Origin of the sequence: Reyranella sp., from assembly GCF_965229815.1 — a bacterium.
GTDB lineage: Bacteria > Pseudomonadota > Alphaproteobacteria > Reyranellales > Reyranellaceae > Reyranella.
Map to the genome: position 1 here is coordinate 36,337 of NZ_CBDDJN010000006.1, position 13,347 is coordinate 49,683.

14 protein-coding genes are annotated in these 13,347 nt (G+C 70.1%); 11 read left to right on the top strand and 3 right to left on the bottom strand.

All coding sequences use genetic code 11. The features are described from left to right. Nucleotides 1-24: 24 nt before the first annotated feature. From secD to ACO073_RS11545, 4 genes are read left to right on the top strand one after another with little or no spacing between them, the layout of a single operon-like run. Nucleotides 25-1,695 carry a protein translocase subunit SecD gene (gene secD, locus ACO073_RS11530; RefSeq protein WP_421997531.1) on the top strand — a complete coding sequence of 557 codons (1,671 nt, stop codon included), beginning with the start codon at nucleotides 25-27 and terminating at the stop codon, nucleotides 1,693-1,695. 9 nt (nucleotides 1,696-1,704) lie between these two features. After that, a complete protein-coding gene (secF, locus tag ACO073_RS11535) occupies nucleotides 1,705-2,886 on the top strand; it encodes a protein translocase subunit SecF (RefSeq protein WP_421997532.1) in 1,182 nt (393 codons plus the stop codon). Beyond that, the gene (locus tag ACO073_RS11540) at nucleotides 2,883-3,287 is read left to right on the top strand and encodes an Mth938-like domain-containing protein (protein ID WP_421997533.1); all 405 of its coding nucleotides are present in this window, start codon (nucleotides 2,883-2,885) and stop codon (nucleotides 3,285-3,287) included. The genes secF and ACO073_RS11540 overlap by 4 nt, the downstream gene beginning before the upstream one ends. Before the next feature lie 9 nt (nucleotides 3,288-3,296). Continuing rightward, nucleotides 3,297-3,911 (top strand): LysE family translocator, encoded by a 615-nt coding sequence (locus ACO073_RS11545; RefSeq protein ID WP_421997534.1) that lies wholly within the window; start codon nucleotides 3,297-3,299, stop codon nucleotides 3,909-3,911. A 21-nt stretch (nucleotides 3,912-3,932) separates the two neighbouring features. Here ACO073_RS11545 and ACO073_RS11550 read toward each other — a convergent pair whose 3' ends face one another. Next, complete coding sequence (locus tag ACO073_RS11550) at nucleotides 3,933-4,529, bottom strand: urate hydroxylase PuuD (RefSeq protein WP_421997535.1); 597 nt, start codon at nucleotides 4,527-4,529, stop codon at nucleotides 3,933-3,935. A gap of 108 nt (nucleotides 4,530-4,637) precedes the next feature. On the opposite strand from ACO073_RS11550, the gene ACO073_RS11555 reads away from it, so the two are divergent. From ACO073_RS11555 to ACO073_RS11575, 5 genes are all read left to right on the top strand, one after another. Then, entirely contained in the window at nucleotides 4,638-5,282 is a 645-nt protein-coding gene (locus ACO073_RS11555) for a squalene/phytoene synthase family protein (RefSeq protein ID WP_421997537.1), read from the top strand. 20 nt (nucleotides 5,283-5,302) lie between these two features. Then, entirely contained in the window at nucleotides 5,303-6,187 is an 885-nt protein-coding gene (locus ACO073_RS11560; RefSeq protein WP_421997538.1) for an alpha/beta fold hydrolase, read from the top strand. A 96-nt stretch (nucleotides 6,188-6,283) separates the two neighbouring features. Further along, nucleotides 6,284-7,516, top strand: a complete 1,233-nt coding sequence (locus ACO073_RS11565) for an LLM class flavin-dependent oxidoreductase (RefSeq protein ID WP_421997539.1) — start codon at nucleotides 6,284-6,286, stop codon at nucleotides 7,514-7,516. A 43-nt stretch (nucleotides 7,517-7,559) separates the two neighbouring features. Beyond that, complete coding sequence (locus ACO073_RS11570) at nucleotides 7,560-9,113, top strand: FAD-dependent monooxygenase (RefSeq protein WP_421997540.1); 1,554 nt, start codon at nucleotides 7,560-7,562, stop codon at nucleotides 9,111-9,113. Next, complete coding sequence (locus ACO073_RS11575; protein WP_421997542.1) at nucleotides 9,110-10,282, top strand: FAD-dependent monooxygenase; 1,173 nt, start codon at nucleotides 9,110-9,112, stop codon at nucleotides 10,280-10,282. The genes ACO073_RS11570 and ACO073_RS11575 overlap by 4 nt, the downstream gene beginning before the upstream one ends. Before the next feature lie 558 nt (nucleotides 10,283-10,840). On the opposite strand, the gene ACO073_RS11580 is transcribed toward ACO073_RS11575, so the two are convergent. Continuing rightward, entirely contained in the window at nucleotides 10,841-11,065 is a 225-nt protein-coding gene (locus ACO073_RS11580) for a hypothetical protein (protein WP_421997543.1), read from the bottom strand. Nucleotides 11,066-11,189: 124 nt separating this feature from the next. Next, nucleotides 11,190-12,329, bottom strand: coding sequence for a zinc-binding dehydrogenase (locus ACO073_RS11585; protein WP_421997544.1), 1,140 nt, complete (start codon nucleotides 12,327-12,329; stop codon nucleotides 11,190-11,192). A 71-nt stretch (nucleotides 12,330-12,400) separates the two neighbouring features. Between ACO073_RS11585 and ACO073_RS11590 the strand changes: the two genes are divergently transcribed. Both ACO073_RS11590 and ACO073_RS11595 read left to right on the top strand, forming a co-directional pair. After that, entirely contained in the window at nucleotides 12,401-12,697 is a 297-nt protein-coding gene (locus tag ACO073_RS11590) for a hypothetical protein (RefSeq protein ID WP_421997546.1), read from the top strand. 81 nt (nucleotides 12,698-12,778) lie between these two features. Then, complete coding sequence (locus tag ACO073_RS11595) at nucleotides 12,779-13,345, top strand: helix-turn-helix domain-containing protein (RefSeq protein WP_421997547.1); 567 nt, start codon at nucleotides 12,779-12,781, stop codon at nucleotides 13,343-13,345. Nucleotides 13,346-13,347 lie beyond the last annotated feature (2 nt).

The window sequence follows — 13,347 nt, forward strand, 5'->3', positions numbered from 1 at the left end:
GCAATTTCGCGTCAGTAGGTCGGGATGCTCAATCTTCAGCGGTGGCAGACGTTCGCCGTGATCGCCTTCACGGCGGTCGCCGCGCTGTTCGCTCTGCCCAACGTCTTGCCGGCGCCGGTGCTCGATCATCTTCCGGGATGGTACCAGCAGAGCCGCATCAACCTCGGGCTCGACCTGCGCGGCGGCGCCCACTTCCTGCTCGACGTCGACCTGCGCTCGGTGATGAACGAGCGCCTGACCAACCTCGGCGACACGGTCCGGGGCGAGCTGCGCAAGCAGCAGGTGCCCTACAAGGACATCACCGTCGATTCCGGAAAGGCCGTCGTCGTGGTGCTGCGCGACGCCGACCAGCGCGCCCGCGCGGTCGAGGCGATCCGGGCGCTCGACCCCTCGCTCGCGGTCTCGGGCGACGGCGACACGATCCGCCTCGCCTATTCGGAGCAGGACCTGACCCGGCGCAAGAAGGAGGTGCTCGACCAGTCGATCGAGATCCTGCGCCGCCGCGTCGACGAGACCGGCACCATCGAGCCGACCATCGTCCGCCAGGGCGACGACCGCATCCTGTTGCAGATCCCGGGCATCAAGGACACGACCGACCTCAAGCGCAAGATCAACCAGACCGCCAAGCTCACCTTCCACCTCGTCAACGAGGACGTGGCGGCGGCCGGCCAGAACATCCCGTCGGCGCTGCCGCCGACGACCATGCTGGTGCCGACCCGCGAGGGCATGCAGCAGCTCAAGGCCACCAATCCCAAGGCCTGGGAAGACATCCAGGCGGCCAATCCCAAGCTCTCGCCCGACCAGATCTGCCGACGCTACCAGCCGCAATGCCTGCCGGTGCTGAAGCGCATCGTGGTCGGCGGCGAGGATCTCGACGACGCCAAGGCGACCTTCGAGCAGCAGCAGGGCGGCCGGCCGATCATCTCCTTCACCTTCAACGCCGCCGGCGGCCGCGCCTTCTGCGCCGCCACCCGCGCCAACGTCGGCAAGCGCCTGGCCATCCAGCTCGACAACGAGATCATCAGCGCGCCGGTGGTGCAGGGGGCGATCTGCGGCGGCAGCGGCATCATCACCGGCACCTTCACCACCCAGCAGACCCAGGAGCAGGCGCTGCTGCTGCGCTCGGGCGCGCTGCCGGCCACGCTCACCATCATCGAGGAGCGCACGGTCGGCGCCGACCTGGGTGCCGACGCCATCCACGACGGCACGGTGGCGGCCCTGGTCGGCACGGCGCTGGTCGTGGTCTTCATGCTGATCGTCTACGGGCCGGTGTTCGGCGGCTTCGCCAGTCTCGCCATGGTGGTCAACATGCTCCTGGTGTTCGCCGGCATGTCGATTCTCGGTGCTTCGCTGACGCTGCCGGGCATCGCCGGCCTGGTGCTGACCGTCGGCATGTCGGTCGATTCCAACGTGCTCATCTACGAGCGCGTCCGCGAGGAGAAGGCCAACGGCCGGACGCCGCTCAGCGCGCTGGCCACGGGCTACGAGCGTGCGCTCACGGCGGTGATCGATTCCAACCTCACGGCCCTGATCGCGGGCATCCTGCTGTTCGGCTTCGGGTCCGGCCCCATCAGGGGCTTCGCCACGTCGCTGACGCTCGGCCTGCTCACCCATCTGTTCACCGCCACCATCTTCACCCGCATGCTGCTGGCGCTCTGGGTGCGCTGGCGGCGGCCGACCGAACTGCCGATCTGAGGCGCCGCCATGCTGTGGAGACCGCACCACCTCATCCGCCAGCGGACGAACTTCGACTTTCTGGGGAAGCGCAAGATCGCGCTCGCCGTCTCGACGCTCATCAACATCGCCTCGCTGGTCGGCGTCTTCGTCTTCGGCCTCAATTTCGGCATCGACTTCCAGGGCGGCATCGCCGTCCAGGTGCGGGCCAAGCAGGGCAACGTCCAGCTCGAGCAGCTGCGCTCGGAGCTGGGGGCGCTCGGCGTCGGCGAGGTCGCGCTGCAGGAGTTCGGCGACGCCACGACCGCCCTGATCCGGGTCCAGCGCCAGGAAGGCGATTCGCAATGCGTCGCCAACGCCGACCGCGTCATCAAGCGCCGCGCCGGCGACGGCTGGAGCGCGAAGCCCGGCCCCGCCGGAACCGGCGATGTGGAGTTCGCCGCGCCCCAGGCGATGGACGCGGCCAACTGGCGCGACGCGGTGAGCCGGGTCGGCCTCACGATCCAGGAGCGCCAGCTGCCACGCGGCACGGTCAACACGGCCAGGATCGAGATGACGCCCGAGCAGCGCGCCGAATGGTGCCAGCAGGTGGCGATCAAGCTGGTCGAGGACGCGATCGGCAAGGACTACGAGCTGCGCGGCACCGAATCGGTCGGCCCCAAGATCGGCGCCGAGCTGATGCAGAACGGCATCATCGCCGTGCTGGCGACGCTGGGCGCCATCGCGATCTACGTCTGGTTCCGCTTCGAATGGCAGTTCGGCGTCGGCGCGCTGATCGCGCTGCTGCACGACGTGCTGTGCACCGTCGGCCTGTTCGTGCTGCTCCAGCTCGACTTCAGCCTGACCGCGCTGGCCGCGCTGATGACCATCGCCGGCTACTCGATCAACGACACGGTCGTCATCTTCGACCGCGTGCGCGAGAACATGCGCCGCTACAAGAAGATGGGGCTGATCGAGCTCCTGAACTTCAGCATCAACGAGACCCTGGCCCGCACGCTGATGACCTCGGGCACGGTGTTCGTGGCCGTGCTGGCGCTGGTGCTGTTCGGCGGGCCCGTCCTCTACAGCTTCTCCATCGCCATGCTGTGGGGCGTGATCGTCGGCACCTACTCGTCGATCTGGGTCGCGTCCGCGTGCCTGGTCTACCTGAAGCTCCGTCCCGAGCAGCTGCGGACCGACGAGGACGACAAGGCCGAGAAGGCCAGGGCGTGAAGCCGCCGGCGCAGGGTCCCTTCGACAAGACGCTCCCCACGCCGGACCCGTCGCAGGTCCAGCTGATCCGCCGCTACGGGCCCGGTCGCTTCCTCATCGGGGAGCGGGAATGGCACGAGCCGGTGCTGGTGACGCCGCTGCGCACGGTCGCCTGGCCGGTGACGCGGGCCGAGGAGCTGGCGCTCGACAATCTCGCGGCCCTGCGCGAAGGGCCTGTCCCGGCCGAGCTCCTGGTCGTGGGCTGCGGCCCGCGCAGCATCTTCCTGCCGCCGCCGCTCAGGGCGTCGTTCAAGCAAGCGGGGCTGGGACTGGAAGTGGTCGACACGGGCTCGGCCTGCCGCATCTACAACGTGCTCCTGGCCGAGGAACGGCGGGTGGCGGCGGCGCTCATTCCGCTGTAGGCAGCGGTCATGCCGCTCGACCTCTACCTGGCCTTCGTCGCCGCCTGCGTCGTCCTGATCGCGATTCCCGGTCCCAACGTGGCGCTGATCGTGGCCAACAGCGTGGCCCATGGCGTGCGCTTCGGCCTCGTCACCGTCGCCGGCACCTCGGCCGCGATGGTCGTGCACCTGACGCTGACGGTGCTGGGGGCCGGCGCCCTGCTCGCCCTGCTGGCGGAAGGCTTCGAATGGCTGCGCTGGCTGGGCGTCGCCTATCTCGTCTGGCTCGGCGTCGCGGCCTGGCGGTCGACCGCGCCCGACCTGTCGGCGGTGGGGCCGCAGCATCGCTCGGCACGCCTGATGTTCGGCCGCGGCCTGCTGGTCGGCCTGACCAATCCCAAGACGCTGCTCTTCTACGGCGCCTTCTTCCCGCAATTCGTCGTCCCGGAGGCCGACATCGCGGGCCAGCTCCTGCTGCTGGCGGCGACGTTCCTGGTCGTCGCCGTCGTGCTCGACAGCGCCTGGGCATTGCTGGCGGCCCGCCTGCGTGGCCTTCTGGCGGCGCGCGCCCGGCTGCGCCAGCGTCTCACCGGCGGGTTGCTGGTCGGGGCGGGGGTCGGCCTCGCGCTGGCGCGGCGTCCCTGAGCGGCACCGCGCCGTCGCCGCTCAGACCGGCGCGTTCTGCTGCGCCACCATGCAGTAGAGCATGGCGATCGAGAGCATGGTGTTGAACCGGCTGGCATAGAGGGCGGGCTTGGCCGCCGCCGCCTTCTCCTCGGCCGTCGCCTCGACCAGGCCGAGGATCCGGCGCTGGTTGGGCCAGATGATGAACCAGACGTTGAAGGCCATGATCAGGCCCATCCACATGCCGAGGCCGATCATCACGACGCCCGTCTGAAGCGTCAGCGCCTCGACGATGAAACGCTGCATCCAGGCCAGCAGGAGGCCGGTGACCACGGTGGCGAGGGCGGCGTAGCGGAAGAACAGCAGCACCGTGGGGGCGATGTACCTGGTGATGGCGCTGCGGCTCTCGACCGGCTGGATCTGCGGCATGGTCGGCACCTGCACGAAGTTCAGGTACCAGAGCAGCCCGATCCACAGCACGCCGCTCAGGACGTGCAGCCAGCGCATGACGAAGGTGGCATAGGCGTGGTCGACCTTGAGCGTCTGACCGGTGGCGAGGCCCACGACGACGACCATGAGGATGAGAAGAACGACTCCGGCGGTGACCGTCCGGCCGGGAGATGTGAAGATGAAACCCATGTCAGCTTTCCTCTCCATCTTGTTGCGGAGACTGGGAAATCTCCGATTTATGCAGTGTACGCGCATGTCCGGATTTTCACAACCAGCGCAGGTGGAAAAGGTCGTCCGATGACGGCGCCCTACCGCGCTCCCGAGGCCTCGCACCGTTATGCGCTCGAGCTCGTGCGCGGTGCCGACCGCGACCGTTTCCTGGGCGCGCTGTTCGCGCCCGAGCCGGCGCGGTCGGGGCTGCTGGCGCTGCTCGCCTTCGAGCACGAGCTCGGGCGGACGCGCTCGGTGACGCGCGAGCCTCTGCTGGCCCGCATCCGGCTGGAATGGTGGCGCGAGGCGGTGGGCGAGGCGCTCGGCACCGGCCCGCCGCGGGCCCAGCCGATCGTCGAGGCGCTGAGCGAGACGGTGCGGCGTTGCGGTCTCGACCCCGCGACGCTCGACGCGATGATCGCCGCGCGCGAGGAGGAGATCGAGGGGGCGCTCGACGTCGTGCGCGCGGGTCACGCCCTGGCCGATCTCGAGCTCGCCGTGCTGGGCATCGAGGACGAGCCGTCGCGGCGCGCGGCGCGCGCCGTCGGCGCGGCCTGGCTGATGGGGCCGGGACCCGAGCGCGACGCCCTGCTGGCCGAGGCCCGCGCGCTGCGTCCGCAAGTCGATCCGCGCGCCGTGCCGGTCCTGCTGCCCGCGCTCGCGCTCGACGACCTGCCGGCGTGGCGCAAGCCGCTCGCCTATTGGTGGGCGGCGCGGCGTGGGCGATATTGACTGAAACGAGTGGAGGCATCGTGGCGCGCGTCAAGGCCAACGGCATCGAGATCGAGTACGAGACGGCCGGCGACAAGGGCAACCCCGCCCTGTTGCTGGTGATGGGGCTGGGCGCCCAGCTCACCATATGGCCCGACTCCCTCGTCGAGGGACTGGCGGCGAAGGGCTTCCACGTCATCCGGTTCGACAACCGCGACACCGGCCTGTCGACCGACTTCGGCGCCGCGGGCCTGCCCGACATCCCGGCGGCGATCGGCAAGGTCATGAAGGGCGAGCCGGTACCTGCGCCCTACCGGCTGCCCGACATGGCGGCCGATGCGGTGGGGCTGCTCGACGCGCTGGGCATCGAGAGCGCCCATGTGGTGGGCGCCTCGATGGGCGGCATGATCGCCCAGATCGTCGCCGCGACCTATCCGGCGCGCACGCGCTCGCTGGTGTCGATCTATTCGACGAGCGGCCGGCCCGGACTGCCCACAGGCAAGCCCGAGGCGCTGGCCATGCTGACGGCGCAGCCCGAGGGACCGTCGCGCGAGCAGCGGGTGACGCACGGCATGAAGCTGCGGCGCGTCATCGCGGGCTCGGGGTATCCGATTCCCGAGGCCGAGCTGCGCGCCTTCGTCGAGAAGAACGTCGACCGCCGCTGGTATCCGGAGGGCGGCGCGCGCCAGTACCTGGCGATCATCGCCTCCGGCGACCGGGTCGAGCTTCTGAAGACCATCAAGGTGCCGACGCTGGTGCTGCATGGCGAGGAGGATCCGCTGCTGCCGGTCGAGTGCGGCCGCGACGTCGCGCGGCTCGTGCCCGGCGCCGAGATCGAGACGATCGCGGGCTGGGGCCACGACTTTCCGCCGGCGCTCGTTCCGCGACTGGTCGACCGCATCGCGGGGTTTTGCAAGGCGGCGTGACCGGGAGATTGCCTTCGACTGCGATACGGGGGACGCTCGGGCAACGATCGTGATCCTCGCCGCCCACGGGCGCGGGACGTCAGGGAGGCGGCAGGCATGAAGTTCGGCATCTTCTACGAGCACCAGCTCCCGCGGCCATGGGGCCCGAAGAGCGAGTACCAGCTGCTGCAGGACTCGCTCAGCCAGATCGAGCTCGCCGACCGCCTGGGCTACGACTATGCCTGGGAGGTCGAGCATCATTTCCTCGAGGAGTATTCGCACTCCTCGGCGCCGGAAGTGTTCCTCGGCGCGGCCAGCCAGCGCACCAAGAACATCCGGCTCGGCCACGGCGTCGTGCAGCTCACCACCAACCAGCCGCATCGCGTCGCCGAGCGCGTCGCCACGCTCGACCTGCTGTCGGGCGGCCGCGTCGATCTCGGCATGGGCGAGGCGGCGGGTCCGGCCGAGCTGCATCCCTTCAACATCCGCGTGCGCGACAAGCGCGAGCGCTGGGAGGAGGCCGTGAAGGCCATCGTCCCGATGTTCACGAAGGAGAGCTGGGAGTTCCACGGCCAGTACTACGACTTCCCGGCGCGCAACGTGATCCCCAAGCCGTTCCAGAAGCCGCATCCGCCGCTGTGGGTCGCCTGCTCCAACATCCAGACGATCGGCAAGGCCGGTGAATGGGGCATGGGCGCGCTCGGCTTCACCTTCGTGACGCCGGAGGCGGCGCGCGCCTGGGTGCACAAGTACTACAACAACCTGCTGAACAATCAGGCCAAGCTCGCCGACTATCCGAGCAACCCGAACGTCGCGATGGTGTCGGGCTTCATGTGCGCCGCGACCGACGCAGAGGCCGAGGCCAAGGCGGCGGGCTGGACCTTCTTCATCTTCGCGCTCAGCTACTACGGCCGGAAGGGCGTCGACGCGCCGGGCACGTCCGATCTCTGGCAGGAGTACCAGAGCTGGCGCGGCGGACCGGAAGAGAAGAAGGCGCTGGAGTCCGGCCTGATCGGCTCGCCCGAGACGATCCGGCGCAAGCTGCGGCTGTTCCAGCAGAGCCGCGTCGACCAGGTGATCCTGCTGAACCAGGCGGGGAAGACCAGCCACAAGGACATCTGCCACTCGCTGGAGCTGTTCGCACGCGAGGTGATGCCCGAGTTCCACGCCGCCGAGGCCGAGCACGCGGCCTGGAAGCAGAAGGTGCTGGCGCGCGAGATCGTGCTCGAGGATCTCGACGTCCAGAAGTACGACATCTACAGCCACCAGAACGAGCACATCGTCCGGCTCACGCCGGAGCAGCTCAAGGCCAAGATGGCCGAGAAGGAAGCCGCGGCGAAGCGGGCGTGATTGTCGTGCTTTCAGGCTCCTCTCCCCCAAGGGGGAGAGGAACATGAACCACGTCCCCGTCCTGATTGCGGGCGGCGGGCCGGTCGGGATGACGCTGGCGCGCACGCTCGCTGCGCTCGGCATCCGCTGCCAGCTGGTCGAGCGCAACGCCTCGACCACGCGGCATCCCAAGATGGACATCACCAACGGTCGCTCGATGGAGCTGTTCCGGCGGCTCGGCCTGGCGGACCGGCTGCGGGCGGCGGCGGTGCCGGAGGAGAACTGCTTCGACGTGTCGTGGATCACGTCGCTGGCGCGCGACCGGGGCGGGCGCGAGCTGCATCGCTTCCGCTATCCCTGTGTCGCCGAGAAGCGCGCCGAGATCCTCGCCTGCAACGACGGCACGCAGGCGCGCGAACCCGCCATGCGGGTGAGCCAGGTGAAAATCGAGCCGGTCCTGCAGGCCGCGATCGTCGGCGATCCGCGGGTCGACGCGCGCTGGGGCGTGGCGCTGGAGGATTTCACCCAGGATGCCGACGGCGTCACCGCGACGCTGCGCACCGTCGAGACCGGCGAGACCGGCGAGACGGAACAGGTCCGCTGCGACTTCCTGGCCGGCTGCGACGGCGGCTCGAGCATCGTGCGCGACCGGCTGGGCATCGGCCTCGAGGGCAGGGCCGCGGTCGCCCATCGCTACATGATCCATTTCCGCTCCGATGCGCGCGATCTGCTGCAGGCCTTCGGCATTGCCTGGCACTACCAGACCGCGCGCGGCACGCTGATCGCCCAGGACGATCGCGATACCTGGACGCTCCAGACGCGACCGCCGCCCGGCACGGACGTGGATCGCCTCGATCCTCATGCCGTGCTCGACGCCTGGGCCGGCCGGCCGTTCGAGCGCGAGGTCCTGGTCGACAATCCCTGGTTCACGCACCTCCTGCTGGCCGAGCGCTACGCCGGCGGCCGCGTGTTCCTGGCCGGCGACGCGGCGCACCAGTACATTCCGACCGGCGGCTACGGCATGAACACGGGCATCGCCGATGCCGTCGACCTCGGCTGGAAGCTCGCCGCCACGCTCAGGGGCTTCGCCGGCCCCGGCCTGCTGCGCTCCTACGAGGCCGACCGCCGGCCGGTCGGCCTGCGCAACCGGCAGGCGTCGGAGCGCCATACCGATGTGCGCATCCGGATCGGCGAGCTCTACGAGCGCATCGCCGATCCGCAGGCGCTCGGCCGCGAGATCGCCGCGCTGGGCAACGCCGAAAACGAAAGCTGGGGCATCGAGCTCGGCTATCGCTACGACGGCGTCGAGGGCGATCCCGTGCGCTACGAGCCGACCACCGCGCCGGGCGCGCGCCTGCCCAGTACCTTCCTGCGCGACGGCTCGGCGCTCTACGACCGGCTGGGCCCGTGGTTCACGCTGCTGGTGTTCGGCGGCGCCGATCCGTCGCCGCTGATCGACGCCGCGCCGGCGCCGCTCGACACGGTGATCGTCGACGATCCCGCCGTGGCGCCGTTCTACGAGGCCCGCCTCGTGCTGGTGCGGCCCGACACCCATGTCGCGTGGCGCGGCAACGGCTGCGCCGACGGACGCGCGGTGTGGCGGGCGGTGCTGCAATGACGAGGATCGCGGTGGCCGGGGGCGGCATCGGCGGCCTTGCGGCGGCGCTGCATCTCCTGCAGGCCGGGTTCGACGTCCAGGTCTACGAGCAGGCGCCGCGCATCGGCGAGGTCGGTGCCGGCATCCAGATCAGCCCCAACGCCGCGCGCCTGCTGATCCGCCTTGGCCTGAAGTCGGCGCTCGACCGCGCCGGCGTGCGTCCGCAGGCCGTCCACCAGAAGCGCTGGGACGACGGGCGCACGCTGCAGCGCGCGCCGCTGGGCGCGGCGGTCGAGGAGACGTTCGGCGCGCCGTACTACCATGTCCATCGCGGAGATCTCGTCGAGCTGCTGGCCGCCGCGCTGCCGCCGGAGCGCCTGCATCTCTCGCATCGGCTCGTCGACGTCGCGGAGACCGGCGGACGGGTCACGGCGCAGTTCGAGAACGGAGCATCGGCCGAGGCCGACCTGCTGGTCGGCGCCGACGGCATCCACAGCCGCGTGCGTCACATCCTGTTCGGCGCGGAGAAGCCGCGCTTCACGGGCTGCGTGGCGTGGCGCGGCCTGGTCCCGGCCGAGCGCGTGCGCCATCTCGGCATCGAGGTCGCCTCGCACAACTGGATGGGACCGGACGGGCACGTGGTCCACTACTGGGTCGGCGCCGGGCGGTTCATGAACGTGGTCTGTGTCACCGAGCACGGGGCGTGGACGGACGAGTCGTGGACGCAGAAGGGGCGGGTCGACGAGGCGCTGGCGCGCTACGAAGGCTGGCATCCGATGGTGCGCGGGCTGATCGAGGCCTTTCCCGAGACCTTCGTCTGGGCCCTGCATGACCGCCTGCCCCTGCCGCGCTGGAGCGAGGGCCGGATCACGCTGCTGGGCGACGCCTGCCATCCCATGCTGCCCTTCATGGCGCAGGGTGCGGCGCAGTCGATCGAGGACGGCGCCACGCTGGCCGCCGTGCTGACGGCGATGCAGGGCGACGTTCCCGCGGCGCTCGCGCGCTACGAGGCGCTGCGCAAGCCGCGGGCCACCCGTCTGCAGGAGGCAAGCTCGGCCAACCGCATCCGGTTCCACTTGCCCGACGGGCCGGCGCAGGAACAGCGCGACGCGGCACTGGCCGCGTCCGGAGATCGATCGATGGCCAATATCGGCTGGCTCTATGCGCACGATGCCGGGCAAGGGACCTGAGCCCGCCCGAAGGGAGACGTCTGGAATGTTCGAGCGGTGCTTTCAACGGGCCATGGCGGCGGGGGCACGCCTTCTGGACGGCGTGCTGCAGGGCCTTCTGACGAGGCCTTCTGGTCTCGCGCCAAGGCAGCTCCTTGGCCGGCCTCTGTGCGCCGAAGAGGGCGGTGGCGTAGTTCCCTCCTGTCGTCCTGAGCGAAGCGAAGGACCTCATGGCCGTGAAACAGGGACTCCGGTGGCCATCATCATGAGATCCTTCGCTTCGCTCAGGATGACATCGGGCTCCAGGGGCGGGCGTCCCCTCATCGCACCGCGGCCGCGGTCATGACCCTCGTCTCGGTCACCGTCCGGCCTGGGGACCAACTGGAGCTTCTTCGTTGCCGAGGTGTTGCGCCGTCACCAACGCGGCGCTGCCGCTGTTCGGCGCGCTCCTCGTCTATCGCTTCGACCAGTGGGTGACCCTGCCGCGCCCCTGACCGACTCGCGACTTCGGGCGGCCGCCGCGATCCCGTAAGGGGGACCGCGGCTCGAGCCGCCCGAAGCTTGTATGGGCTGGAGGGCCTAGTAGTAGTTCTGGCGCGGGGCCGTGGCGGCACCGATGGCCGCGCCGCCGACGGCGCCGACCGCCGCACCGGCCAGCGGGTTGCCCGCCGCCGCGCCCACCAGGGCGCCGCCGCCGGCGCCGATCGCACCGCCGGTCAGGGCGCGGTCGACCGGGCGGTCGCCGCAGGCAGCCGTGGCCAGCGCCAGGGCGCCGACGATCGCGAAGGTCTTGATCCGCAGCATGTTCGCCTCTCCTCGTTTGTGTCTCGACGGGGTGAACGGCGAAGGCGACCAGAGGGTTGCAGCGGAACCTTCAGGCGATCCCGTGGCCACTTCTCGGCCACGGGACGTCGCGTGCCGCGACGGTTCAGGCCTTGCTCGGGTCGATCAGGAACTTCTCGCCGGTCGCGCGCTTGCCGTAGGCGGCGATGTTGGCGACGTCGAGCGCCTCGGGCAGCGACACGGTCCTCGTATAATGGCTGGCGAAGGTGGTCTTGAGCCCCTTCACGACGCGCTCGCGCAGGCGGACCTGCTCGGGGCGACCGATCTTCTGGAGGAATGGCGTCAACAGCCAGCCGCCGACGCCCCAGGCCATGCCGTAGTTGCGCGTGAGCTCGACCGGACCGGTGGCGAGGCTGCCGTAGATGTAGACCTGCTTGTGCGTGGTGGAGCCGTAGCGGCTGTACTCCTTGGCCGTCTTGCCGAGCGCGATCTCCATGCAGGTCAGGATCTGGCTGGCGAGCTTGCCGCCGCCGATCGCGTCGAAGGCGATGGTCGCGCCGGTCTCGACCAGCGCCTGCGTCAGCGCGTCCATGAAATCGGGCGCCGTCGAGTCGACGACATGCTTCGCACCGATATCGTGCAGGATCTTCGCCTGGGCGGCGCTGCGCACGATGTTGACCAGCGGGATGCCGTCCTCGAGGCAGATCTTGTTCAGCATCTGGCCGAGGTTGGAGGCGGCGGCGGTATGGACCAGCGCCGTGTGGCCCTCGCGCTTCATCGTCTCGGTCATGCCGAGCGCGGTCAGCGGGTTGACGAACCACGAGGCGCCCTCGGCTGCCGTGGTGCCGGCCGGCAGCGGCTGGCAGTCGGTCGCCTTGAGCAGGCGGTACTGGGCGTACATCGCGCCGCCGATCATCGATACGGTCTTGCCGAGCAGCGCCTGCGCCGCCTCCGACGAGCCCGCCTTGACCACCGTGCCGGCGCCCTCGTTGCCGACCGGCATCGCCTGGTCGAGGCGGGCGGCCAAAAAGGGCAGGGATGCCGCCGGTACCTTGGCCGTCACCTTGACGCCGGCGCCGCTGCCCGACGCCTTGAAGGTGGCCATGTCGGCCGGCCCCAGCAGCAGGCCGAGGTCCGAGGGGTTGATCGGTGTCGCCTCGACCTTGACGACGACCTGGTCGGGGCCGGGCTCGGGGGTCACGACCTCCACGAGCGACAATTCGAGGTCGCCGCCCTTGCTGATGCGCGAGCGTAGCTGCAGTCCCTTGGTCTCGGTGGCGCTCATGGCCCTGTCTCCCGCTGTTCGTCGATGGGCAGCGTTGTTAGCATGCCGCCGACCGGACAGGGGAGAGCGCGATGGCGAACTGGCAGGCATCCCTGCTGATGCAGACGCTGAGCACCGGGACGGTGCTGGTCCTCCAGCGCGACAGGGCGGATCCCGACGAGGTCCCGACCCTGCACGGCGGCGACACGTTCTACGGCAGCCTGCCCGACGGCGACCCGTTCGGCGGCACGGTGATGGAGCGGCACGACAACCGCGCCGTCGTCGAGGTCGCCCAGAAGCGCTACCGGCTGCACAAGGCGCAGCCGCACGAGACCACGGACCGCGACCTCAACATCGACCAGCCGCACGAGTTCTGGGTCGTCGACTGAGCCGTCGCGCGGCGGATCGCGCCCGTGTCGCGCGCGGCTGACGCTTGACGCGTCCAGTATATTGGACAAGCCTCCAGAACGATGGATATCAACGATCGCATCGCCGCGCGCGTGCGCGGGTTGCGCGCCGAGCGCGGGCTGGCGCTCGACGCCCTGGCCGGCCAGTGCGGCGTCAGCCGCTCGATGATCTCGCTGATCGAGCGCGGCGAGTGCAGCCCGACGGCGGTCGTGCTGGAGAAGCTCGCGACCGGGCTCGGCGTGCCGCTCGCCGCGCTCTTCGAGGCGCCGTCGCCGCCGGCCGATCCGGTGTCCCGCCGCAAGGACCAGGTCGAATGGCGCGATCCGGCGTCGGGCTACGTCCGGCGCAACGTCTCGCCGGCCGGCGTCGCCTCGCCGCTGCAGATCGTCGAGGTCGTCTTTCCCGCCGGTGCCCGCGTCGCCTACGAGACCGGGGCACGGCCGGGCGTCACGCATCAGCAGATCTGGGTGCTGCAGGGGACGATGGAGGTGACGCTGGGGGAGGCGCGCCACACGCTCGCTTCCGGAGACTGCCTCGCCATGCAGCTCGACCGGCCGATCACCTACCGCAATCGCACGGCGAAGCCCGCACGCTACGCCGTGATCATCGACCACCGGCCGCACGGCTGAAC